Annotated in this window: 21 protein-coding genes; 12 read left to right on the top strand and 9 right to left on the bottom strand. The window is 64.4% G+C overall.

All coding sequences use genetic code 11. From position 1 onward, the window contains the following. The first annotated feature begins 107 nt into the window (after window positions 1-107). The 6 genes from J7E80_RS01845 to J7E80_RS01820 all read left to right on the top strand — a co-directional run bounded on the left by J7E80_RS01845 (window position 108) and on the right by J7E80_RS01820 (window position 7,117). Entirely contained in the window at window positions 108-1,118 is a 1,011-nt protein-coding gene (locus J7E80_RS01845; protein ID WP_215049785.1) for a LacI family DNA-binding transcriptional regulator, read from the top strand. Window positions 1,119-1,192: 74 nt separating this feature from the next. After that, window positions 1,193-2,497: a sugar ABC transporter substrate-binding protein gene (locus J7E80_RS01840; protein ID WP_215049784.1), complete on the top strand. Its 1,305-nt coding sequence runs from the start codon at window positions 1,193-1,195 to the stop codon at window positions 2,495-2,497. After that, entirely contained in the window at window positions 2,494-3,450 is a 957-nt protein-coding gene (locus J7E80_RS01835) for a carbohydrate ABC transporter permease (protein ID WP_215049783.1), read from the top strand. The genes J7E80_RS01840 and J7E80_RS01835 overlap by 4 nt, the downstream gene beginning before the upstream one ends. Beyond that, window positions 3,443-4,330, top strand: coding sequence for a carbohydrate ABC transporter permease (locus J7E80_RS01830; RefSeq protein ID WP_215049782.1), 888 nt, complete (start codon window positions 3,443-3,445; stop codon window positions 4,328-4,330). Before J7E80_RS01835 ends, J7E80_RS01830 begins: the two co-directional genes overlap by 8 nt. 31 nt (window positions 4,331-4,361) lie before the next feature. Next, complete coding sequence (locus tag J7E80_RS01825; protein ID WP_215049781.1) at window positions 4,362-5,726, top strand: glycoside hydrolase family 172 protein; 1,365 nt, start codon at window positions 4,362-4,364, stop codon at window positions 5,724-5,726. 32 nt (window positions 5,727-5,758) lie between these two features. Next, window positions 5,759-7,117, top strand: coding sequence for a glycoside hydrolase family 32 protein (locus J7E80_RS01820; RefSeq protein WP_215049780.1), 1,359 nt, complete (start codon window positions 5,759-5,761; stop codon window positions 7,115-7,117). A gap of 128 nt (window positions 7,118-7,245) precedes the next feature. Here the strand turns inward: J7E80_RS01820 and J7E80_RS01815 are convergent, their stop codons facing one another. Then, window positions 7,246-7,728, bottom strand: a complete 483-nt coding sequence (locus J7E80_RS01815; protein ID WP_215049779.1) for a hypothetical protein — start codon at window positions 7,726-7,728, stop codon at window positions 7,246-7,248. Between the two features lie 142 nt (window positions 7,729-7,870). Here J7E80_RS01815 and J7E80_RS01810 point away from each other — a divergent pair, with 142 nt between their 5' ends. After that, window positions 7,871-9,463 carry a serine hydrolase gene (locus J7E80_RS01810; protein ID WP_215049778.1) on the top strand — a complete coding sequence of 531 codons (1,593 nt, stop codon included), beginning with the start codon at window positions 7,871-7,873 and terminating at the stop codon, window positions 9,461-9,463. A 106-nt stretch (window positions 9,464-9,569) separates the two neighbouring features. Here the strand turns inward: J7E80_RS01810 and J7E80_RS01805 are convergent, their stop codons facing one another. The 4 genes from J7E80_RS01805 to J7E80_RS23585 form a co-directional block, all read right to left on the bottom strand. Continuing rightward, a complete protein-coding gene (locus J7E80_RS01805; protein WP_215049777.1) occupies window positions 9,570-9,938 on the bottom strand; it encodes a PH domain-containing protein in 369 nt (122 codons plus the stop codon). Window positions 9,939-9,985: 47 nt separating this feature from the next. Next, window positions 9,986-10,576, bottom strand: a complete 591-nt coding sequence (locus tag J7E80_RS01800) for a TM2 domain-containing protein (protein WP_215049776.1) — start codon at window positions 10,574-10,576, stop codon at window positions 9,986-9,988. A 267-nt stretch (window positions 10,577-10,843) separates the two neighbouring features. Then, entirely contained in the window at window positions 10,844-11,260 is a 417-nt protein-coding gene (locus J7E80_RS01795) for an ester cyclase (RefSeq protein WP_215049775.1), read from the bottom strand. Between the two features lie 79 nt (window positions 11,261-11,339). Beyond that, window positions 11,340-11,903 carry a DUF2182 domain-containing protein gene (locus J7E80_RS23585; protein ID WP_251036324.1) on the bottom strand — a complete coding sequence of 188 codons (564 nt, stop codon included), beginning with the start codon at window positions 11,901-11,903 and terminating at the stop codon, window positions 11,340-11,342. On the opposite strand from J7E80_RS23585, the gene J7E80_RS23580 reads away from it, so the two are divergent. Then, window positions 11,902-12,108 carry a hypothetical protein gene (locus J7E80_RS23580; RefSeq protein WP_251036323.1) on the top strand — a complete coding sequence of 69 codons (207 nt, stop codon included), beginning with the start codon at window positions 11,902-11,904 and terminating at the stop codon, window positions 12,106-12,108. The two genes, J7E80_RS23585 and J7E80_RS23580, sit on opposite strands and share 2 nt — an antisense overlap. Window positions 12,109-12,238: 130 nt before the next feature. Here J7E80_RS23580 and J7E80_RS01785 read toward each other — a convergent pair whose 3' ends face one another. Further along, entirely contained in the window at window positions 12,239-12,844 is a 606-nt protein-coding gene (locus J7E80_RS01785) for a DUF1326 domain-containing protein (protein WP_285291783.1), read from the bottom strand. 364 nt (window positions 12,845-13,208) lie between these two features. Between J7E80_RS01785 and J7E80_RS01780 the strand changes: the two genes are divergently transcribed. After that, on the top strand, window positions 13,209-14,288 hold the full coding sequence (locus tag J7E80_RS01780; RefSeq protein ID WP_215049773.1) for a glycerophosphodiester phosphodiesterase family protein: 1,080 nt from the start codon (window positions 13,209-13,211) through the stop codon (window positions 14,286-14,288). A 74-nt stretch (window positions 14,289-14,362) separates the two neighbouring features. On the opposite strand, the gene J7E80_RS01775 is transcribed toward J7E80_RS01780, so the two are convergent. Both J7E80_RS01775 and hisC read right to left on the bottom strand, forming a co-directional pair. Next, complete coding sequence (locus tag J7E80_RS01775; protein WP_215049772.1) at window positions 14,363-16,009, bottom strand: thiamine pyrophosphate-binding protein; 1,647 nt, start codon at window positions 16,007-16,009, stop codon at window positions 14,363-14,365. 8 nt (window positions 16,010-16,017) lie between these two features. Beyond that, window positions 16,018-17,112 carry a histidinol-phosphate transaminase gene (hisC, locus tag J7E80_RS01770; protein WP_215049771.1) on the bottom strand — a complete coding sequence of 365 codons (1,095 nt, stop codon included), beginning with the start codon at window positions 17,110-17,112 and terminating at the stop codon, window positions 16,018-16,020. Window positions 17,113-17,432: 320 nt separating this feature from the next. On the opposite strand from hisC, the gene J7E80_RS01765 reads away from it, so the two are divergent. After that, on the top strand, window positions 17,433-18,851 hold the full coding sequence (locus J7E80_RS01765) for an amino acid permease (protein ID WP_215049770.1): 1,419 nt from the start codon (window positions 17,433-17,435) through the stop codon (window positions 18,849-18,851). 26 nt (window positions 18,852-18,877) lie between these two features. Here the strand turns inward: J7E80_RS01765 and J7E80_RS01760 are convergent, their stop codons facing one another. Next, complete coding sequence (locus J7E80_RS01760; RefSeq protein ID WP_215049769.1) at window positions 18,878-19,213, bottom strand: cupin domain-containing protein; 336 nt, start codon at window positions 19,211-19,213, stop codon at window positions 18,878-18,880. Between the two features lie 221 nt (window positions 19,214-19,434). Here J7E80_RS01760 and J7E80_RS01755 point away from each other — a divergent pair, with 221 nt between their 5' ends. Next, the gene (locus tag J7E80_RS01755) at window positions 19,435-21,195 is read left to right on the top strand and encodes a RecQ family ATP-dependent DNA helicase (protein WP_215049914.1); all 1,761 of its coding nucleotides are present in this window, start codon (window positions 19,435-19,437) and stop codon (window positions 21,193-21,195) included. Between the two features lie 483 nt (window positions 21,196-21,678). Beyond that, window positions 21,679-22,386 carry a FadR/GntR family transcriptional regulator gene (locus tag J7E80_RS01750; RefSeq protein WP_215049768.1) on the top strand — a complete coding sequence of 236 codons (708 nt, stop codon included), beginning with the start codon at window positions 21,679-21,681 and terminating at the stop codon, window positions 22,384-22,386. Window positions 22,387-22,777: the final 391 nt, after the last annotated feature.

Here is a 22,777-nt window from a genome sequence, read left to right as displayed (position 1 = left end):
CCCGCACCGAGAAATCTCCACACTTTTTCCTGTGACCCATTGCACATCGAAACGTTTGTCTCTACTATCGAAACGTTCGCGCAATCGTTTTTCTTGAGGAGTAAGCAGTGGCAACCATCGTCGATGTCGCATCACTTGCCGGCGTTTCGACGTCCACTGTGTCGCACGTCCTCAACGAAACGCGGCACGTTGAACCGGAGACCAAGGCCCGCGTCATGAGTGCGGTGCAGGCCACGGGCTACCGGCGGGACGTGCTGGCCCGTTCAATGCGCCGGGCCAGGACCGACTCCATTGGCCTCGTCGTCTCAGATGCCGGGGAGCCGGCCTTTGCGGACATGGTGCACGGGGTGGAGGAGGCCGCGGCTCAGCTAGGCCTGTCCCTGCTGCTGGCGAACTCGGCGGAAGATCCCGCCAGGGAACGCGCCGCGGTGGAGGCTCTTCTGGACCGCCGCGTCGATGGCCTGATCATCGCACGGGCAGCCGGGTCAAGGGCAGGGCTGCTTGAGCGGATTCGTGGCCAGAAGAAGCCCCTGGTCCTGCTGGACCGGCTCGCGGATCTGGACGTTGACCAGGTGGGGGTGAACAACCAGGCCGCCATGGCAGCACTGGTTGGCCATCTCACGGACCGCGGGCACGAACGGATCATGCTCGTCTCAGGCGACCTGCGGGTCTCCTCGCTCCGCGAGCGCCATGACGGTTTCCGCGCCGCCATGCTGCAGCGGGGCCTTGAGGTACCGGCCAGTCTGCTGTGTGAAGGCACGGTGACAGCCGCAGCGACGTTTGACCGGGTCCGACCGCTGCTTCGCGACCCCGCGGCGGGTCCGACGGCGATCCTGGCCTGCAGCACTCTGCTGGCGGCGGGAGCCCTCCGTGCAGTCCAGCACCAAGGGCTGCAGGTTCCCGGCACCATGGCCTTCGCCACGTTTGACGGCTTTACCTACCCGGACCTGTTCCAGCCCCAGATCACCACCGTACGACAACCGGCTTTCCAACTCGGCGAGAGCGCCGTGGGTCTACTCATGCGGCGCCTCGATAACCCCTCCGCCCCCACCAAGGTCCTGCGGCTCGAATCCGAGATCGAGTTCCGCAACTCCACTGAATATCCGCTCCACCAGTAGCTCCCCAATAGCTTCTGTATAAACCCCATCGCATCCCATCAGCGCACCCCGCGCCGCATGCAAAGGAGCATCACATGAGAACAACAGTCCGCACCTCCATCGCCACGGCGGCAGCCGCGGCGATGCTGGCCCTCACCGCCTGCGGAAGCGCCACGGAGTCCGCCGCGCCGGCAGCAGACGGGCCCTACTCCGCCCCTGCGAAGGACATCACCGCCACCATCTCGGTCTCGAACTGGGGTGACCCGGGAGACAAAGCCGTGTACGACGGCGTCGCCAAACGCTTCAAGGAGAAGTACCCGAACGTGACGGTGAACAACAACTTCACCCCCATCACCACCTGGACCGAATACGTCAACAAGCTGGTCACACAGGCGGCTGCCGGGCAGGCTCCGGACGTCATCAACATCGCCACCGAGGGCGTGGAGCTGGGCCTGGCCAACGAGCTGTTCACTCCCCTGGACGGTTTCCTCAAGAATGACCCCGAGGCGGCATCCCTGCGGAAGGAGATCGACCCGAAGCTCCTCGAAGGGTTCAGCAAGGACGGCTCCACCTACCTGATGCCCAACACGTTCAACACCATGGTGATCTACTACAACACCAAGATGTTCGAAGCGGCCGGCATCGAACGGCCCAGCGACGACTGGACCTGGGACGATTTTCTGGCGATCGCCAAGAAGCTGACCACCGGGTCAGGCGCCAACAAGGTCTACGGCTTCGCCATGCCGTACTACTCCTTTGGCATCACCCCGTGGCTGTACTCCAACGGCACGTCCATGATGAGCGAGGACCTGCAAACCGCCCAGCTGACTGACAATAAGGTCAAGGAAACGGTGGGCTGGGTCCGCGATCTTGTCACCGAACACGGAGTGTCACCGCAGCCCAAGGGATCGGACCCCTATCAGCTGTTCCCCGCCGGCAAGGCAGCCATGACCGGCGCCGGCCACTTCGTCACCGGCGGCTTCGAAAAGGCAGGCTTCTCCGACTACGACATCCTCCCGTGGCCGAAGGGAACCACCAAGTCGACGGTATTCGGCGCCGGAGCGTTCGCCGTCTCCAAGACATCCAAGAACCCGGAGCTGTCCTGGGAGTTCATCAAGATGCTCACCGACCAGCAGACGCAGAAGAAATGGGCCGACGCCGGCGCCGCCGTTCCGTCCACCAAGACTGCCGCCTCATCACCGGAGTTCCTCGCCTCCCCCAAGCACGCCGAAGAGTTCTACAACTCCCTGTCCTACGCCAAGCCCGTAGCGGCCCCCCGCGCCTACAACGTGCTGGATCCGGCATTCATGCGGGCCATGGACGAGATCATGTCCGGCCAGGACATCGGCTCCTCACTGGAGAAGGCCCAAAAGGACGTTGAGGAGGCGCTGCAGCAATGACATTGACCGCCCCCACAACGAAGCTGCCGCCCGCGCCCCCAACGGGGCGCGGGGGCCGCCCCGGGCAGCGAAGCGCGGCCCGCCGTCGGGAAGCCATCACCGGCTACCTGTTCACGGCCCCCACAGTTATCGGCTTCCTGGTTTTCGTCCTGGGACCGCTGGTGGCCGCCCTGTACCTGAGCCTTACGAAGTACAACATCCTCACGGCGCCCAAGTTCGTCGGCCTCGACAACTACGCCCGCATGTTCCGGGACGAAAGGCTCGCCACCACCTACGGCAACACGGTCCTCTACGTCGCGGCCGCCGTCGTCCTCATCAATGGTTTCGCGCTCCTGTTCGCCGTCCTGATCAACCAGCGGCTCCCCCGGGCCCTGACCTACGTCTTCCGCTCGGCGTATTTCTTCCCCTACTTAGTGGCCCTGGTGTACGTGTCCATCATCTGGCAGGCACTGTTCCAGAAGGACACGGGCATCCTGAACTACTACCTCACCGCGATAGGCGGCGACCGGATCGACTGGCTCAACAGCTCCGAGTTCGCCAAGGTCTCGGTGATCATTGTGGACACCTGGCGGAACGTGGGGTTCGCCATGCTGATCTTCGTGGCGGCCCTGCAGGAAGTCCCCAAGGACATGGTGGAGGCCGCCCGCATGGACGGCGCCAACGAGTGGCAGGTCTTCCGCCGGATCGTCCTGCCGATGATCAGCCAGGCAACGTTCTTCAACATCACCATCACCATCATCGGCGCGTTCCAGATCTACGAATCGATCATCGTGCTCACCAGGGGCGGCCCGGGCGATGCCAGCCGCAGCGTGGTGATGTACATCGCGGAAGTGGCCTTCAACAAGTTCGATATGGGCTATGCCTCAGCCATCGCGGTCACGCTGTTCCTCATCATCATGCTGGTGACGCTGGTACAGTTCCGCCTCAGGAAGTCATGGGTGAACAATGAGTAACCTCAACGTCCCGGTCCTACCGTCCCGCAAAAGTGACGGAAGAGGCGTACGACGGCGGCCCGGCGTCGGGAAGTCTGTATCGGTGGCGCTGCTGGTCCTTGGCGCCATAGGCATGGTGGCCCCGTTCCTGTGGATGTTCACCACGTCGCTCCGGGACGCCAGCCACGCCTATGACCTGCCGCCTCAGTGGCTGCCCACCGAATGGAACTGGTCCAACTACGCCGCGGCAGTCAGCGGTCCGGTGCCCATCCTGCGGAACATGCTCAACAGCGCCGTCATCGCCATCGCCGTCAGCATCGGCATGATCATCACGGCGCCGATGGCCGGCTATGCCTTCGCCAAGCTGGAATTCCCCGGCCGCAACTCCATCTTCGTGGGCCTGCTGTCCTCGCTGATGGTTCCGGCGCAGGTGACCATCATTCCGCTGTTCCTGCTGATGCGGACGTTCGGCCTGCTGGACAACCCGCTCAGCCTGATCCTGCCCGGCATCACCGGAGCCCTGGGCGTCTTCCTGCTGCGGCAGTTCTTCCTGGGGCTGCCGCAGGAAATCATCGACGCGGCCCGCATGGACGGTGCCACCGCCTGGCAGACCTACCGGCTGATCGCGCTGCCGCTGGCCAAGAACGCCGTGAGCACCCTGGGTGTGATCACGTTCCTGGGCAGCTGGAACGCCTACTTCGCGCCGTCGATCTTCCTCAACAGCACGGATACCGCCACCCTGCCGCTGGGCCTGGTCCTGATGCTCGGCCCATATGGTGCCGGGAATGTGGCCGAGGTGATGGCCGCAACCACCATCGCCATCGCCCCGGCGCTCATTGTCTTCCTCGTGGCCCAGCGGTGGATCATCGCCAGCCTCACCCAATCAGCCGTCAAGGGCTAACCAACACCTTCTTCCGAAAGGCAACACCACCATGGCTTCATCGCCCCGCTCCGGCCTGCTCTCAAGCCTGACCAAGCTCTCCACCGCCCGCACCGCCCGCGCGTCCAGCTGGGACCAGACCGGCCGCAACCGCGACAACTGGATCGTCATGCCCGGCGAGGAACGCGTCCTGGCCGACATCGAGGGCCCGGGCGCCATCACCCACATCTGGATGACCCAGTCGTGCCGGATCCAGCCGGGCCCCGGACAGATCTCCCCGGAACTGGTGGGCGTACCCATGCTGGAAATTCACAACGCCCTCGGCGTCAGCTGGGAGGTCGTTGACCCCGACTACTACCGCAAGATCGTGCTGAAAATGTACTGGGACGACCAGGAAACCCCCAGCGTCATCGCGCCGCTGGGCGACTTCTTCGGCCTGCTGAACTCGCTGTCCGGCTCCTACGACTCGCTGCCCCTGTCCGTCTCCGCGAAAGAAGGGGAACTGAACACCTTCGGCGGCAGCGCGGCGTTCAACAGCTACTTCGAAATGCCGTTCAACTCCCGTGCCAAGATCGTCGTCGAAAACCAGAACGACATCCCCTACCTGCAGTACTTCTACATCGACTACGAGCTCTACACCGAGCCCCTGCCCGGGGACACCGCCTACTTCCACGCCCACTGGCGCCGGCAGAAGCCCAACGCCGGCTGGGGCCCGGACCTGCAGACCAACAGCATCGAGGTGGCCATCCCCAACCTGTCCGGTGACGACAACTACGTTGTCCTGGAGACCGAGGGCCAGGGACACTACGTGGGCTGCAACCTGGCCGTGCGCCACTTCCAGGGCTCCTGGTGGGGCGAGGGTGACGACATGATCTTCATCGACGACGACACCTGGCCCCCCAGCCTGCACGGCACCGGCATGGAGGACTACTTCGGCCACGCCTGGGGCATGCAGCACAACGCTTTCCTGATGAACGGCACCATGGTCCACGAGGAAAACGTGCCCGGCTTCCACCACAGCTACCGCTTCCACATGACAGACCCCATCCGGTTCCAGAAGCGCATCAAAGTCACGTTTGAGCACGGCCACGCCAACCACCTCTCCGATGACTGGTCCTCCACCGCCTACTGGTACCAGACCCTCCCCTCCCCCGTGCTGGACATCGACGCCGTGGAGGAGCGCCTGCCGCTCCGGCCGCGGGAGCAGGTCGAAGAGCGCCCCCTGCCGGAACTGACGCCTGCCCAGCAGGCTGCCCGTGACGCCGCGGCCGCCCGGATGAAGCAGTTCACCGAAACGCGCGACGCCGTCCGGAACGAACGCAGGGCAGAAATCGACGCATGGGAGAAGGCGAACGCCGAGCAGGCGCGGGAAGTCCGGCAACGGTTCCTGGCCGCCAACAGCGTCCCGGCACACTAAGCCCCTCCAGCAGCCAGCACAGAAGGATCAGCATGAACACGCAGGAACCCCGGCCCGCCCTCCACTTCACAGCCGCCGAAGGATGGATCAACGATCCGCTTGGTGTGACCTGGAAGGACGGCCAGTACCACCTCTTCTACCAGTACGTTCCCGGCCGCACCACGTGGGCCTCCAACTGCCACTGGGGCCACGCCACCTCCCCGGACATGATCGCCTGGACCGAGCAGGGTGTCGCCGTGGCCCCCGGGAAAGGGGACGACGGCGTCTGGTCGGGTTCCATTGTTACCGGCCAGGACGGCGCCGCCACCATGTTCTACACATCGGTCACCGAACCGGACATCGGCATCGGCACGGTCCGCACCGCCACCCCGGACGATGCCTCCTGGACCACGTGGACCAAGGGCGGGAAGCTGATGACCGCGCCGGATCTCGGGGTGGTGGCCTACCGGGACCCGTTCGTTTTCCGCGACGGCCGGCAGTGGCGCATGTTCGTAGGCGCCGGGCTGGAGGGAGGAACCGCCGCCGCGGTTTCGTACAGCTCCCCGGACCTTTCGCAGTGGACGCTGGACGGCATCGCCGCGCAGCGGACCGGCGCGGAGACGGACCCCGTCTGGACCGGAACCATGTGGGAGTGCCCCCAGCTGTTTGAGATCGGCGGCTCCCACGTCCTAGTCACCTCCATTTGGGAGGATGACGTGCTGCACTATGTGGCCTACGGCGTGGGCAGCTACTCCGACGGGAAGTTCACCGCCCGTTCCTGGGGGCAGCTCAGCTTCGGCAAGAGCTACTACGCCCCGTCCTTCTTCCGGGACAGGCATGGAGCGCCGTCGCTGATTTTCTGGGTCCGCGGCGTTATCAGCCCGGAGGGGCAGTGGGCCAGCGCGCTGAGCATTCCGCACACACTGACCCTCGACGGCGACACCCTGGTGGCCACCCCGCACGCCGACCTCGCGGCGTACTCCCAGCCGGCCTCCCTCGAGCAGGTCAGCACCGCGGTTTACGAGACCGTGCTCGACGGCGGCGCGGACCTGCGGTGCACCGTCACCGCCGGGACGGCCCTCCGTCTGGCCACCCTGGAAGGGCCCCTGGCCACCCTCCGGCATGACGGGGAGGGCCTCCGGGTGACGGCCGACGGGAACAGCGACTTCGTCGACGCGTTCCTCCCGGCGGATGAGGGGTCCGAACTCCGGATGATCATCGATGCCGGAGTGCTGGAACTCTCCGGCCGGAAAGGCATCATGGCGGTCCCGCTGCCCATCGTTGCCTCGCCGGTGAGGCTGACCGTGAATGGTGCCCCCGGCACACCCCGGCTCAGCACGGTTACCGGGGCGGCAGCCCAGGCGGAGGATCCGCATCTCGCTGCTACCTCCCTGCCGTACCGCCTCGGTTAGCACCGGACCCCTGCCGGCCGTATAGCTTCCTACCTGGAGATTGCGGCCGCAGGGGAACCGGTTACCAGCCAATGGCGAACACCCATTGACGTGAAGGTTGGCGTGGTCTTCTCCCCGCCACCGTGCTCTTAGCGGTACACGTGCAAGGCTGCGCCATACCCCAGCGGCAATCCCTGCCCGTGCAGCCATGACACCATCACTTCCGACACCGCCGCCAGACTTAGGTTCTGCGAAAGGGTCACTTCCTTGTACGGCTCGTTGCCGGCTTCATCCGCCAGCAGGCCCAGCCCAACTCGCCAGTTGTACGTTGTCCCGTCGCTCACATGGGCGACCTCCAGCTGGTATCCCCTGCCGGTGTTCATGGCTTGGGCGTACCGCCCTGCCGGCTGTGAGTCCAGGCCTTTCGTTTGCACCACGAGCCAGTCGCCGTCGTGGGAGATGCCATGGATAACGGCCACGAGATGGGACGAGGATTCCAGGTTCTGCCAGTCCGTGTACTGCCCCTTTACTTCCGAGTTCCACTCCAGCGATTCTTCCGGCTGGACCTGCAGCATCAGTTCGAGTCTTGTATCAGGAATAGTGAGTGTTTCCAGCATCTTTGTTTCCAGCATCTGGCCCCTTTCAAAGCTGGTTTACACTCCAATGCTGCGCCAACCCACTGACAATTTCCCGCTATCCCCACGAACCCGGTCGTTGTTTTCCCTCTGGTCAGGCAATACCGTGTAGAGACGGTCGGCCGAGGCAGGTACGGGCATGCGAGAGATTTCATCGTCATCGCGCTGCATTCTGTCGTGCTTCCTGGCGGTCGCCTTTCTCTGCTTCACCACGCCGGCAGCGGTCGCCGTCGAAACACCGGCGCCCGCCGCCGTCGAAACGTCTGCGGCCGGGCCCCCGATCCCGGACCAGGCATTTGAGGCGGTGGACGTCTTCCTGCGGGAGCAGATTGACGCGATGGGGCTTCCCGGAGCTGCCATCGTCGTCGTCAAGGACGGCGTCGAGGTGCACTCTGCCGCGTTTGGCCGCGCCGATGACTCGGGCCGGCCGATGACTCCCCAGACTCCGGTGCTGCTGGCTTCGACCACCAAGTCCCTCACGACCATTGCCGTGATGCAGCAGGTTGAGGCCGGCCGCCTCCGGTTGGATGAGCCGGTACGGACTTACCTGCCCTGGTTTACGTTGAAGGGCAGCCGCGCTTCCGAGATCACGGTCCGCCATTTGCTCCATCAGGCCAGCGGCATGGCTTCCAAGGACACGGCCTTCGAAGGCTCCGACGAACAGGGGCCGCAGGCCATCGAAGAAGGTGTGCGCGCCCTGTCAGGTTCCCGTCTGGCCGGAATCCCCGGCGAGGCATTCGGATATGCCAACGCCAACTTCAACATCCTGGGCCTCCTGGTGCAGACAGTCGCCAGCCAGCCGTTCGGGGAGTACATGGAGCAGTACGTCTTCGAGCCCCTGGGGATGACCCACAGCCATCCCACGCGTGCTGCTGCCCGCGAGGACAACGTGGCTGCCGGCTATTCGCTGTGGTTCGGCTCCTTCTGGCAGCCGACCCGCGTGCCCGCACCCACCACCGGAATGCCGTCCACCACCATGTACGCCTCGTCCGAGGACAAGAGCCACGAGCTGATCGCCCTGCTGGACGAGGGGCTGTACCGCGAGCGCCGCATTCTTAAGCCGGAAAGCGTCAAGGCCCTGCTCGAGCCACGGGTGCAGGTGGACGAGACCAAGGGGTACGCCATGGGGTGGTTCACCCGGCGCCTCGTGGAGTCCGCCGACCCCGCAGAACAGCCCGACATGGACACATTGCCGCTGCTCGTGGAGCACCAGGGGGAATGGGGCAATTCGCACACCTACCAGGCGATGGTTCCCGCCTCCAGCCTTGGTGTTGCCCTGGTCATCAATGCCAATGACACGTCGGCCCCGTCACGGCTCAAGGCCATCGATACCAACGTCCTGCGGATTCTCCACGGGCAGCCGCCCGCACCGGCCGTAGTTCACGAGGACTGGCTTCAGCGCAACAGCTGGGCCGTCTCGCTGGCCCTGCTGCTGGCACAACTGCTGAGTCTGGGGCTGGCGCTCTACGTTCTGCTCTGGAGATCCGGCGGCAAGCGGTGGATGCCGTGGGCCGTGGGCCTTACCGCGCTCGTCCTCGACGGGTTCGCGCTCTGGCTGTGCTTCATCTACGCCCCCACCAAGTTCGACACCAACCTTGCGGTGATAATCCGCCAGTTCCCCGACGTCGGAGTCATGCTCGTGCCCGTGCTCGCGCTGGCCATTGCCTGGCCGGTCCCCCGCACCATATGGCTGCTCTCCAGGATGCGGGCACGTCCACACACCCACCGGTGATTTACACCGGAAAGCCCTTCCTGCCGTGGCCACCGGGCGGGAAATGCGGGCCCGCCTGAGATGTCAAAGGGCGGCCGGCGCAACCGACCGCCCTTGTAGAAGCCTGCTATGACTGCAGCACGTTCCAAAGAATCAGGTCGTGGGCGTGCTTGGCTTTGTCATCGCCGCGGAAATCAGCTTCTTTGATGCTGCCGCCGGTGTCGATGCCAATGCTGGAAGAAGAGGCAAAGCGGCCAAGCATCGACTTGTTGGATAGCATCGAAACGGAACGGATGTTCTTGTACGGGACGGAGACGATGGCAAGCTTATTGCCGACGAAGCTTTTGTCCTGCAGGATGACGCGCATGTTGGTGATGCCGATGAAGCCGGTGCCAACTCCGATGCAGTCGTAGACAGCGTAGACGATTTCGCCCTGGAGCAGCCCGGCGTTGATCTGCTCAAGCTGTTCCCGCCGATCGTGGATGATCTGGGTCAAGGTGTTCTCCCTGGTATTCGGATGGACGATGAGCGTAGCGGGCCAACTCAGTCGCGAAGCGGAATTCCCTTCGCGTCCTGCCGGAAGTAGTTGGCGCCGGCGAGGATCATGATGCCCTCAATGAAACCCCACAGGCCTACAAGCCCGAACGTGAAGATCCCCAGGAATACCGTGAGGACAATCTGAATAATCCCGATCGTGGTGTACCCCAGGTAGAAGCGGTGGATGCCAAGTCCGCCCAGAAAGATGCCAAGGAGTCCGGCGGCGAGCTTGGATTTGGGCTGCGGATAGCCGTAGGCCGGGTTCGGCATCGGCGGCTGCTGTGACATCTGCGGATACTGACTCTGGCCCTGATACGAGGGCGACGGCGTCTGGTACTGCGGCGGTGTCGGGTAGTTCTGATGGTTTGTAGGCGCCGGGGGCTGCTGCTGGGCAAGATGTGCTGGAAGGCCGTGGCGCTGGGCGGGCATCGGCGGCTGAGACGGGTCGAATGACTGTACGGGGAGCGTTGCCGGTGCCTGAGCCTCAGCCAAGGGATTCGAGGCGGGCTGGCTTACGGCATGGCTGCCGGGGCGTGCTGTCATCGGCGCTTCCGCTTCGGAAGGGGCCGGAGGCTGTTCTGCATTGGACTGGGTCATGATGGTGCCTTTCGATGTTGTGATGATGCAGCCCAAGGCTTAAGGGCAGCAGCTCACCGTAGAAAGGCATCCCCCAAGAAAATCCATGCGCCGTCATTATTCTGACGGATGAGGGGCACATTTGCCGTGTATGTCGGGATTTCCTTCATCGGCCCAGTATCTGCAGCTTGCGACCATGAGAAATCACGGAGGCGCTCAACTAAACCACGACGGCGGCCGCCCGGGTTTGGGCGGCCGCCGCAGAACGCTACGGTAACCAGGCCCGCGCTATCCGGGGATTGCGCCGATCTGCTGCATGAGCCTCATGTTGTCGGTGGTCCCCCAGTGCTCTGCGACCTTACCGCCCTCGACACGGATGATGTCGGTCCCGCCGAACTCGACGCTCTTGCCCGTTCCTGCAATGCCAGCCAGCTCTCCACGATGAGTGCCCGTGAGGACTACGTGGCACGCTTCCATATTTCCGTCTACCAGCGTCGGCTCGAGCGACTTGACCCTGATATCCGGGAACGCCGTCCGCACCGCATTCACGAAGTAGCGGGCGCCCTCCTTGCCAGGCGGCTGTCCGGGAAGAGCCTCTTCGTGATCCACAAAGTCGTCCGACGACAACTCATCAATGAGGGAGAGGTTCCCACCCTCGAGGATCTCCCTGTAAAAACGCTCGATCAGTCCACTCCCGCTAGCCATTTCCGAATCCCCTCGTGCATGAGACCGATCAAAAATCCCCCAGGCTTGAATGCCGGATAGCGGCGTGCAAAACCCGCTGCTACATCACCATGCCGTCCGTCGGAGCGGGCGACAGTGCAACACCGAGCGCAATCACCACCAGCGCCACGGCGACCGAGCGGTTGGCGAACCGTTTCCAGGGGAGCATCTTCTCCGCAGCAATGAATGCCCCGACCACCGCCATCCAGCCGACGCTCATCACGCCGAGCGCGAACAATGCCACCATCAACGCCCAGCAGCATCCGACGCACCAGGCGCCGTGTTCCAGTCCCATACGCAGCGCGCCAGCATACCCGTGCCGCATGCGGTGGAGGATGAAGTCCATCGGCGTCCGGCATTTCATCAGGCACAGGTCCTTGGCGGCGGTGAATTGATAGGCGGCCGCCACCATGATCACTCCGACTGCCAGATATCGGCTGCCTTGTTCCGAAGTGAAGAACCCGGGAAATAGGGACGCGACAGACATGTAGAGCAAATAGGCGATCACACAAAAGGCCGTCCACGTGATCAGGTAGCCGGCCACAAAAATGGCGGTGCTCCCCGGCGGCGCATACCGCCCCATCTTGCGGCGGTGGCTGTGAATCCGGGCGTAAGAGACGACCATGGGTGCCACGGATGGGAACATCATCCGCCAGCATGACGACCCACGTCGTGAGGAAGAATCCCAGCGGTCCCGGATCCGTCCAGCGGCCCATGTCCATCCCGCTCATCTGCACCGAGGTGAAGACCCAGCTCGCCGCGGCGAGTACCAGCAGGACGGCGATCAGGCCGAGTTCCCGCGGATCGGCCCGGAATGCGGCAGCCGGTGAAGCAGCTGCAGCGGGTGTAACAGCGGCGCCAGGGGAAGCGGACGCCGTGGCAGGTGAAACGGCGGCGCGCCCGATTGGGTGCTCGCCGCCTCTCTTAAACAGTTTCCTGCGCAGCATCAGTCAACCGGGTTCAGGCCCGGCCCCTGGAGGCGCCCTCGGCCATCTCGCTTGCGAAGGTGAAGTCCGCCGTCTCGCCGTAGACCGCCTCAAAGTCAAGGCCGAAGAGGTCCGAGCCGCCCTTGCCCTTACCGATCAGGAACTCGGGGGCGAAACCAAACATCGCGTTCTTGACCGTGGTGACTCCTCCGTCCGGGCCCGGAAGCGATTCGAAGGCCAAGTTTGTGTGCCCTGCCACCGAGGCTGACGGGGTGTCGCCGTCGGAGAAGGTGACGTTTCCGTGCTCGACGCCGAGCCACTCACCGTAGAAGCCGGCGAAGTCGGCGAACGGCCCGCCCTCGTCGCCATGGAGTATGCGCTCCAGGGCGCTGGCCTGGCCATCCGAGGCGCCTTCGTCGAGGACAATGCCGACCTTCCAGTTGCCCGAGGTCAGGTTCGACGGGAGGCTGAGGCAGAAGCCGAAGTCAACGCCCGAAAGATCGGTGTCATCGAGCCGGCCGCTGGCGATGTGGAAGATTATAGTGACGCGGCATTCCCCGTTAGGCCCCGTGGGCGGACCGTCCACGGGACACGGACAGATCATCTGACAGTTGCAATTCGAAATATACTTTCCGGACATTTCCCAAGACATGAGAACCCTCCTCGCTCGCACCCTCGCCTAGCAGAAATGGCCCAGACTCAGCGCCGAAAATACTTGGAAACGAGGCAGAATGCCCCGTTAAGGCAGATTGTCTTCCCGGGTGCCAACGCTGTCAATATGCCGTTATTAGGTCCTGAATGCAGTTCATTTGATACCTGCCGCAACACCGAAATGACCTTCGATTAAGCGGGCTAGTGCTGCTGGGACGCTGTCCACGCCCCGGCACGACCCCTCCGTTAACCTCGTTGACAACTCCGGTCATGCGTTTTGTCATCTGGTCTTCCTATAGTGGACGGGTCGCCGGCGCAGCGTCGGCGACCCGCAACCAGGAGGAACCATACCCATGCGCACAGTCCTGACCGCCGCGGCCGCCGCCGCACTCATCGCCTCCCTGGCGAGCCCCGCCGTCGCCGCTCTGGCCGCGGAAGCCAGCCCGCCGTCGTCGAACACTGCATCGTCGAACACTGCGTCGTCGAGCCCTGCAGCAATCAAGACCACCGAACGCAACGGCTCCTTTGACCTGCAGTCCCACCGCGGGGGCCGCGGCGAATGGACCGAGGAGTCCCTGGCGGCGTTCGCCAACTCGCTGGAGCTGGGCGTGACCACGCTGGAGCTGGACACCCACCTGACCGAAGACGGCAAGGTCATCGTCTGGCATGACGACACGATTCAGGCGAACAAGTGCGCGGATACCGCCCCCGCTGCCCCGGGCGACGCCGAATTCCCCTACGTCGGCGACCGCGTGGCCGAGCTGTCGCTGGCGCAGATCAAGACCCTCAACTGCGGTTTCACGCAGCTGGCCGGTTATCCCGAGCAGGACGTCATCGAGGGCAACCGGATTGTCGAACTCAGGGACGTCTTCCTGCTGGCCTCGAGCTTCAACGCCAAGAAGGTCCGCTTCAACGTGGAGACCAAGGTCGAGGACGGCAAGGCCGGCGGCGCGGGCATGGAGGCGCTGACCAAGGCCGTGGTCATCGAGATCTACAAGGCGGGCATGTCGCACCGCACCACCGTGCAGTCCTTCGACTGGTCCTCGCTCAACCTGACCGCGAAGATCGCCCCGCAGCTCCCCCTCGTGGCCCTCTCCAGCGGCGACGCCTGGCTCCAGGCGGGCCAGCCCGGCGCCAGCCCCAACCTCGGCGGCATCGATATCGACGACTACCACGGGTCGCTCGCCAAGGCGGCAGCCGCCTTGGGCTACGACGTCATCTCCCCCGCCTTCGGCACCGTCACGCCGGAAATGATCGCGGAGGCCCGCGAGTTCGGCCTGCCCGTCATCCCGTGGACCGTGAACACCAAGGCCGACATGGAGGCCATGATGGACCTCGGCGTGGACGGCATCATCACCGACTACCCCACGCGCCTGCGCAGCCTCATGGAAGAGCGCGGCATGAAGCTCCCGAAGGCGTACGTGCTCGGCTGACGCGCCCTTCACGCGTAAAGTACGACGGCGGCCGTCCCCTTGGGGCGGCCACCGCGCCGTCTGTGGGGGTGCTGCTAGGCAGCAGCCAGTATGCCGGCCATGCTTTCGCGCATGTAGGCGGCGACGACGGCCTGCGAAATAGCAACATCCAGGACGAAGAGGCCCTCGGCGCCATCGGCCAGCCATTGCTCAAGGACTTCAATGTCCGCCAGGGAACGCATCTTGATGCCCTGGGCGCCCATTGCCCTGCCAAGTGCGCTGAAATCCACTTCCTGGATCTGCATGGCCGTGTCATCCAGGCCGCGCACCGCATATTGATGGATTTCCGCACCGTAGGCGGCATCGCTGAAGACCACCATGACGCCGCTGGGGATCGTCCGCACGGCGGTCTCCAGATCCGCCAGGGCCATGAGGGCGCCGCCGTCACCGGAAATAAGGACCGTCATCCTGTCGGGGCGGGCCACGGCTGCTCCAACCGCTGCCGGCAGGCCGAGGCCGATGGTCTGGAAGGCAGTTCCCACCATCATCAGGCCCTCAGGATCGGGGGCCTGGCAGTACATCGGAACCCAGCCGGAGAAATGTCCGCCATCCTGGACGATGGTGCGGTTGGCCGGCAGGACGGAATCCAGGAGCTGGGCCACGGCGGGCGGGTTGAGGCGGCCATCCGGGGCGAACTCGGCTATCGACTGGTTCAGGCGCAGCGAGCCATCTGCCACGTCGGGGCGTTCCGCCCGCCATCCACCGTGCGCCGCCGGCCGGACAGCGTCGGCCAGGGACCACGCAAAGGCGGCCGCATCTGCCCACACAAAGTCCGTCACCTGGTCACAGGTAGGTGCTTCAAGTTCATCCACCTGGATCACCACGGTGTCAGGAGAGAACAGGGAGCCGTAGCGCGTCTGGAAGGTGTTCAGGCTTGCCCCGACCACCAGCACCGTGTCCGCGCTGCGCATGATGTCCACATTCTCCTGCCGGGCGAAGCCACCGGCTATGCCCAGGTCCCATGGCGAATCAAAAAACTGTCGTGCCCTCACCGACGTGGCAAACAGAGCTCCCAGCTTGTCGCCCAGTTCCAGCAGCGCAGCACGCGCCCCAGCCACCACAGCACCATGTCCGGCGATGATCAAAGGCCGTTGGGCCTGCATCAGCAGCCCGGCAATTCGCTGTGCGGCCAGCGCATCAAGGTGTAGCGGCTGGATGGATTCCGGGTTCTGCGGTGCCTGTTGCGGGCCGGCTTCCAAAGCCGAGATGTCGTAGGGAATCGCCACCAGAACCGGCACCCGCTTCCGAAACGCGATCGACCAGGCTTCCTCCGTGATCCGCGCGGCACTCTCCGGGGTAACCGTCAGCGTCTGGACGCCCAGTCCTTGCGCCACCATGACCTGGTCGATGTCCCAGGCCCGGGCTCCGGTGGTGGGGGCATCACCCACCACCACAACCATCGGGATGCGTGCCTTTGCCGCTTCGGTGAGGGCAGTCAGGCTATTGGTGAACCCGGCCCCATAGGTGACGGTCGCAATGGCAAGTTTGCCGCACGCCCGGTGATAGGCATCTGCCATCGCGATGGTTCCGGCCTCGTGCCGCGCGCTGACATAGCGCATGCCACGGCTGGTGAGGTTGCTGATAAAGAAGGCGTTGCCATTGCCCATCAGCCCAAAAGCCACGTCTGCACGGCTGGCGCACACATCGGCAACAACGTCGGAAACGGTCTGGTTGTTCGTCATCTTTTGTCCTAGGCGATCAGGGATGGGAAGTTCAGCAGGGAGGCGGCCTGCCGGGCGGCGGCAAGAACGCGGTCGTTGCTTTCCGGAGTGCCGACAGAGATGCGGATTCCTTCACCGGGGAAGGCGCGGATGGAGAGCGCGTTTGCTTCGAATACCTTGGCGACGGCCTCGGTCTGGACGCCGCTGTCCAGCCAGAGGAAGTTTGCCTGCGACGGCAGCACCGGCAGACCGGCGTCGAGCAGTCCGGCATAGACGCGCTGGCGTTCGGCAACCAGGACGTCGATGCGTTCCTGCAGTTCCTTCTCGGCGTCGAGCGAGGCTATTCCGGCGGCCTGGGCCAGGGCGGTGACTGCAAAAGGAATCGCGGCCTTTCGCAGATTAGCGATCACTTCAGGGCCACCAATGGCGTAGCCAAGGCGGAGGCCTGCCAGTCCGTAGGCCTTGGAAAAGGTGTGCAGGACAACAACATTGGAGTGCCTGCGGAAAAGGTCGATTCCAATGGCCGTTTCGGAATGCTTATTGAAGTGCAGGTACGCCTCATCAATGACAACCAGCACGTTGGATGGCACTGCTGCAAGGAATTGTTCGACGGCGGAGGCAGTCAGCGCCGCTCCGGTGGGGTTATTGGGATTGCAGAGGAATATCACTCGTGTCCGCGGGGTCAAAGCAGCCGCCATTGCTGGTAGGTCATGGCCACCTTCCGGCGTCAAGGGAACAGGCTGTGGAACCGCTCCTGCGACCGTGGCCAGGATGGGATAGGCCTCAAAGGAGCGCCATGCAAACATCACCTGGTCCCCCGGGTTGGTTGCCGCGTGAATGAGCTGGGAAGCAACCTCCACCGAACCCGCGCCAAGAGCAATACTCTCGGGGGCAACGTGCCAACGTTCTGCCAGCGCGCCGGTCAGGGCGTCCGCGGACATGGAGGGATAGAGATTGATACTCCCGACTGCGGCTGCCACGACCTCCGCCACTGAGGGTAAGGGAGGATACGGGTTCTCGTTGGACGACAGCTTGAACGGTTCCAAACCATCGACAGGCTTGGGGAGGGTTCCCTGCTTATAGGACGGGATCGCCTCGAACCCGGTTCGCTGCGGGATGGTCATGTGTCCTCCAGATGTTGGTGTGCCAAGCGGCCCTGGTGCGTTCCTGTGGCTTCGAACACACGTTAAGAGCAGGGCCCGGGGTAGGCAAGTTCACATCCCAGCGGTGTGCAAGCTGTGCAGTTTGCCGCCATCGCCCGCCAGAATAAATAGCAGCTTGTACATTGATTTCGGCTTTGCTTGCACTCCCTGCCCAGAAGTGACTAGCGTCACGTTCGGACTCCCCATCGTGGAGTCGCGAGCCGGTCAAGGATGACCGCTCGCCGCGGTTACTGACCTCCAAGCGGAGCCATCCGCTTGCATACCCTGATGCGAGGCAACATATGAACAAGGCAGCTACCCTCGTCCCTCCTCCGGCCGTGACCCGGCCGGCGCTGGGACAAACCTTGAAGGCCCGGCAGCTCACCATGATGGGACTTGGCAGCGCCATCGGTGCGGGCCTGTTCCTGGGTTCGGGTGTTGGCGTCAAGGCCGCAGGCCCTGCCGTGCTGGTTTCCTATTTGGTAGCCGGGACCTTGGTGATCCTGGTGATGCGCGCACTGGGGGAGCTTGCGGCGTCCAACCCCAATATCGGCGCCTTCTCGGTTTATGCCCAGAAGGCCTTTGGCAAGACCGCCGGTTCAACCCTGGGCTGGCTGTGGTGGTTCCAATTGGTGGTGGTGATAGCTGCAGAAGCCGTGGGAGCGGCGGGGCTTCTGGCAACGCTGCTGCCGGATCTTCCGGTCTGGCTTTTATCGCTGGTTTTTGTCACAGCCTTCACGGCCGTGAATGTGGCGGGCGTGCGTAATTTCGGTGAATTTGAGTTCTGGTTCGCCATCCTCAAAGTCCTCGCCATCGGCGCCTTCATCCTGATCGGTGCTGCCCTCATCTTCGGGTGGCTCCCCGCCGTCACCTCCCCCGGACTGTCGAACCTCTTTGGGAACGGCGGATTCGCACCCACGGGAGTGGCCGGCATCGCCTCGGCGCTGCTCGTCGTGGTTTTCGCCTTTGGCGGTACGGAAATCGTCAGCGTCGCAGCCGCCGAAACCGAGGACCCGGTACGCAGCGTTGGCAAGGCGATTCGCACCGTTGTGTGGCGGATCATGGTGTTCTACATCGGATCGATCCTGGTGATCGTCACCGTCGTTTCGTGGGACTCCGAGCAGCTCAGCTCACCGTTTGCGGCGGTGCTCAGCGTCGCCAGGATTCCCGGTGCGGAAGCCGCCATCACCTTGGTCGCGGTCATCGCCCTTCTCTCTGCACTCAACGCCAACCTTTACGGCGCTTCGCGCATGGTGTATTCGCTGGCGGAACGTGGTGAGGCGCCCCGGGTATTGACCCGCCTCAACCGGTCAAAGGCGCCGGCCCTCGCGGTGCTGGCCTCCGTTGCCTTTGGGATCGGATCAACCGTGCTGGAGCTCTTCTTCCCGGGCCAGGTGCTGCCGCTGCTGCTCAACCTGGTCGGTTCAACCGTGCTCGTGGTCTGGACGTCCGTGCTTCTGTCACAGCTGGTCTTGCGTCGGCGGGCCGACAGGGAGGGCCGTGAACTTCCCCTGAAGATGTGGGCGTTCCCGCTTCTGACCTATGTTGCGATGGCCCTTCTGGCCGCCATCTTCATCCTTGGCTTTCTCGATCCCGGAGCAAGGATCCAGCTGCTGTCCACCGTCGCGCTGACGGCGGGTATCGCCGTCGCCTGCGGGCTCGCGGAGCGGCGTCGCAGCGGCAGCACGAGGGAAGGTGAAACGACGGCCGTAGGCAGCTAAGCCTCCGGCGCCTTTATTGGCCTGGCCTACTGGTTGACCTTCGCGACCGTGAGCAGGACCGCGGAATCCTCGTCCGCGTCCAGGCTGTGCATCCCCTCCGGAATGATCAGCAGGTCCCCGGACTTTCCCTGCCAGGACTCACCGCCGGCCCGGAGCCAGACCGAGCCGCGGAGGACGAAGATCGTGGCCTCCCCCGGGTTCTGGTGCTCGCTGAGGTTCCTGCCGGCCTTGAGCGCGATGACGGTCTGGCGCAGCACTTTCTCGTGTCCGCCAAAGACTGTATCGGCGGCGCGGCCGTTGCTGGTTCCGGCCGCGGCCTCGAGTTGCTGCGTGGCCAGGGCATCAATCGATATCTTCTGCATGTGGCAACCGTACCCACTGACCCGGCACGGCGGTATGGGGAGAAGGGACTGGGTTACCCGGCAGGAGCTGAGCCACCGGGAACACAGGCACGACGACAGCGGCGGCAGTCCCGCCGTCGTCGTCCTCCCGCTGGACGTGTGCTCATTGTCGGACCCGCGTTAGGCTGGACATCTCGGCTGAAGACACCCGGCCATTGGACCGCACCCACGGAGCTGCCATCATGACCGAGGCCATCGCCCCCACAACCGCCAATGACACCGCCGCAGATCCCGACGCCGGCCTCCGCCAGCTCGCGGCCGGCACCTTCGGGCTCCCCCGCCTCCGCGAAGGCCAGCTCGCCGGAATGCGCGCCCTCGTTGCCGGCCGGGACGTCCTCGCCGTGATGCCCACCGGCTACGGCAAGTCGGCGATCTACCAGGTCGCGGCGCTGCAGCTGCACCGCAACCCGACCCAGCGCAGCCCGGCACCGGACGGGCGCCCGGCCCGGAGCGGGCCAAACAGCGCAGGGCGCGGTCCCGCCGTCGTCGTTTCGCCGCTGATCGCCCTGCAGGAGGACCAGCTGGACGGCCTGTTGGAGACGCTCGGCGGGGAGGCCGCCGTCGCCATCAACTCCGGCCGCAGCGATGCCGAGGTGAATGCCGCCTGGGACGCGGCCGAACGCGGCGACGCCGTCTTCGTCTTCCTCGCCCCCGAGCAGCTGGCCAAGACCGAAACCGTGGAACGGCTCGCCGCCCTGGACATCTCGCTGTTCGTCGTCGACGAGGCGCACTGCGTCTCCTCCTGGGGGCACGACTTCCGCCCCGACTACCTGCGCCTCGGCCAGGTCCGCTCGCAGCTGGGCAACCCGCCCGTCGTCGGCCTGACCGCCACCGCTTCTCCCCCGGTCCGCGACGAAATCCAGCAGCGCCTGGGCATGAAGGACCCGCTGGTGCTGGTCCACGGCTTCGACCGGGCCAACATCCGGCTGGACGTCGTCCGCCACTTCGACGACAGGGACAAGCGCAGCGCCGTGCTCGAGCAGGTGGCCGGGCTCAAGGGTCCCGGCCTGTTGTACGCCGCGACCCGCAAGGACACCGAGGCCTACGCCGCGGAGCTCACCGAACGCGGGCTGCGCGCCGAGGCGTACCACGCCGGCCGGAAGCAGAGCGAGCGGGACCGCGTCCACGAACAGTTCCTCGACGACCACCTCGACGTCGTGGTGGCCACCACTGCCTTCGGCATGGGCATCGACAAACCCAACGTCCGCTTCGTCATCCACGCCGACATCCCCGAATCGCTGGACAGCTACTACCAGGAGATCGGCCGCTCCGGGCGTGACGCCGAACCCGCCGCCGCGGTCCTCCACTACCGGCCCGAGGACCTGGGCCTGCGCAAGTTCTTCGGCACGCACACCCCGGACGAGGAATCACTGCTGGCCATCCTTCAGGTGCTGCGCGACGCCGACGGGCCGATGAAGCAGAAGGCCCTCGCCGAGCAGACCGGCCTCTCCCCGCGTCGTCTCACTGGGCTGGTAAACCAGCTGCAGGAAACCCGCGCCGTCAGGACCGGCAAGCGCGGCATCCGGCTGGAAGCCGGCGCGAACCTGCCCAGGGTGGTGGAGCGCGCCGTCGACCATGCTGAAGCACGCCAGCGTGTGGACCGCTCCCGCATCGAGATGATGCGCGGCTACGCCGAGACGGACGGCTGCCGGCGCCAGTTCCTGCTGGGCTACTTCGGCGAGGACCTCCCCGAGCCATGCGGCAACTGCGATACGTGCACCGACGGCTCCGCGTACGAGGCGGATTACGACGACGGCGCCGCGGCCGCCGCGGGCGGGGAACCTTTCCCGCTCCAAGCCGCCGTTGTACATAAGGAATGGGGGCCGGGCCTGGTCATGCGGCACGAGGAGGACGTGATCACCGTGCTGTTCGAGCAGGAGGGGTATAAGACCCTGTCGCGCCAGGCCGTGATGGAAGGCGGGCTGCTGACGCTGGCGAAGTGACGCCGGACCCCCGCAGCCCTGGCAGCCCCTCAAGCTTGCGGCCGGGAACCCTTGGCCGTAACCGAAAAACAACTGTGGATCCGTCTCAATAGCTTGATGTGCGCATACACTTCGAACATGCGCGTCTTCGACACTATTCTTCCTGCCGTTCGACAACTTCGAGCGGCCCGGGACACCGGCCACAAGAGATGAGTACGCGACGTACGGGGGGCCACGCTGGAGTTCATCGCAGCTCGAAATAGTCGGATGGCCAGGTGGGTCATGGAGCACCACCCCGAGATTGAAGTTCGCCAGTAGCGCCTTAGCTGCCTGCATTGTCGTTAAGTGACGCGCTTCCACCGGCCGATGACGCAACCATCCACCGCCTATCGGCTGAACCTCTAAGTAGCAGCACGCGCCGTTTTGAGGGCCGGAACGGCGCGTACTGCTACTTACTTGGGAAACACGTTGACAGGCGTAAGTGAGGCATGCCATATTTGCTGCATGAACCTGTTGGACAGCCGGACAGTCGGACAAGATAAGGTGATACGTGTCGGCGCCGCCGAAGCCGTGTTTGCAACTCTTCGAAGTGCCATCGAAGGCGGCAAGATTCCTGTCGGAGCCCGGTTGGATTCGGAAGCATCGCTGGCCCAGCAATACGGCGTAAGCCGGTCGATGGTTCGGGAAGCACTGAAGTCCTGCAACGCGCTCGGCCTGACAGCTACCTACACCGGCAAGGGCACCTTTGTCATCGCTGACCGGGCCGTTCAGGACCTGAAGCTCGGCAAGTACTCCGCCCGTGACCTGGTGGAGGCGCGGCCACACATCGAAGTGCCGGCTGCCGCCCTTGCCGCCGAACGCAGGACTGTTGAAGATGTGGAGGCACTTCGAGACATTCTCGGGGCCATGTCTGATGAAGATGATCTCCAGCAGTGGATCCTTCTTAACACTGAGTTTCACGCCACTATCGCCCGGTGCAGCGGCAACGGCGTCTTTGTGGGGGTTCTGGCGGACATCCGCGAGGCCATGGCCGACCAGTCGAACACCCTGAATCTCGTCGCTGATCGGCGGAAGGAATCTAACCGCGAGCATGCCCGCATTTTCGTGGCCATCGAGCGCGGATCCGCCCAAGAAGCGTCCCGGGCCATGACACGCCACCTGCACGGTGTGGAGTGTGCGCTGGGGAGCCTTGTGCCCGACGGCGGGAACTGATCGGCGGTCCCGCCGGTCCTTGATTCATCCCGGCAGCCAAGCTTATATCCGGCTGCCAAAGCTAACATCCTCGCTACAAACGCGCTGCCAGCGGCAGCCTCGGTTCGGCGTGCCCTCGGCGCGCCACGGACTATCGCACCACCATGCCCCATCACTCTGCCCACCATCCTTGGACTGCGGAACACCAACGTTCATGCCTTGTACGCGGCTGCCATCAATCAGGCCTGCCGCCGCACACTACTGATTTCCCGTCAAACCGTCAACGAAGCCATGAGGACCCCCTTGAACACCACCACTGCCCCTGATGTCCGTTTCGAGCAGGACGTCCGTTCCGAGCATGATCTGCTCGGCGACCGGGATGTCCCGGCCAGCGCGTACTGGGGTGTCCACA

Source organism: Arthrobacter sp. ISL-28 (assembly GCF_018613875.1).
GTDB lineage: Bacteria > Actinomycetota > Actinomycetes > Actinomycetales > Micrococcaceae > Arthrobacter.
This window is presented reverse-complemented; position numbering and strand designations above follow the sequence as displayed.

Coding starts and splice junctions, on each gene's coding strand:
- J7E80_RS01840 (WP_215049784.1), top strand. CDS start 1,193: ATGAGAACAACAGTCCGCACCTCCATCGCCACGGCGGCAGCCGCGGCG.
- J7E80_RS01835 (WP_215049783.1), top strand. CDS start 2,494: ATGACATTGACCGCCCCCACAACGAAGCTGCCGCCCGCGCCCCCAACG.
- J7E80_RS01830 (WP_215049782.1), top strand. CDS start 3,443: ATGAGTAACCTCAACGTCCCGGTCCTACCGTCCCGCAAAAGTGACGGA.
- J7E80_RS01825 (WP_215049781.1), top strand. CDS start 4,362: ATGGCTTCATCGCCCCGCTCCGGCCTGCTCTCAAGCCTGACCAAGCTC.
- J7E80_RS01820 (WP_215049780.1), top strand. CDS start 5,759: ATGAACACGCAGGAACCCCGGCCCGCCCTCCACTTCACAGCCGCCGAA.
- J7E80_RS01815 (WP_215049779.1), bottom strand. CDS start 7,728: ATGCTGGAAACAAAGATGCTGGAAACACTCACTATTCCTGATACAAGA.
- J7E80_RS01810 (WP_215049778.1), top strand. CDS start 7,871: ATGCGAGAGATTTCATCGTCATCGCGCTGCATTCTGTCGTGCTTCCTG.
- J7E80_RS01800 (WP_215049776.1), bottom strand. CDS start 10,576: ATGACCCAGTCCAATGCAGAACAGCCTCCGGCCCCTTCCGAAGCGGAA.
- J7E80_RS01795 (WP_215049775.1), bottom strand. CDS start 11,260: ATGGCTAGCGGGAGTGGACTGATCGAGCGTTTTTACAGGGAGATCCTC.
- J7E80_RS23580 (WP_251036323.1), top strand. CDS start 11,902: ATGGGTGCCACGGATGGGAACATCATCCGCCAGCATGACGACCCACGT.
- J7E80_RS23585 (WP_251036324.1), bottom strand. CDS start 11,903: ATGGTCGTCTCTTACGCCCGGATTCACAGCCACCGCCGCAAGATGGGG.
- J7E80_RS01785 (WP_285291783.1), bottom strand. CDS start 12,844: ATGTCCGGAAAGTATATTTCGAATTGCAACTGTCAGATGATCTGTCCG.
- J7E80_RS01780 (WP_215049773.1), top strand. CDS start 13,209: ATGCGCACAGTCCTGACCGCCGCGGCCGCCGCCGCACTCATCGCCTCC.
- J7E80_RS01775 (WP_215049772.1), bottom strand. CDS start 16,009: ATGACGAACAACCAGACCGTTTCCGACGTTGTTGCCGATGTGTGCGCC.
- hisC (WP_215049771.1), bottom strand. CDS start 17,112: ATGACCATCCCGCAGCGAACCGGGTTCGAGGCGATCCCGTCCTATAAG.
- J7E80_RS01765 (WP_215049770.1), top strand. CDS start 17,433: ATGAACAAGGCAGCTACCCTCGTCCCTCCTCCGGCCGTGACCCGGCCG.
- J7E80_RS01760 (WP_215049769.1), bottom strand. CDS start 19,213: ATGCAGAAGATATCGATTGATGCCCTGGCCACGCAGCAACTCGAGGCC.
- J7E80_RS01755 (WP_215049914.1), top strand. CDS start 19,435: ATGACCGAGGCCATCGCCCCCACAACCGCCAATGACACCGCCGCAGAT.
- J7E80_RS01750 (WP_215049768.1), top strand. CDS start 21,679: ATGAACCTGTTGGACAGCCGGACAGTCGGACAAGATAAGGTGATACGT.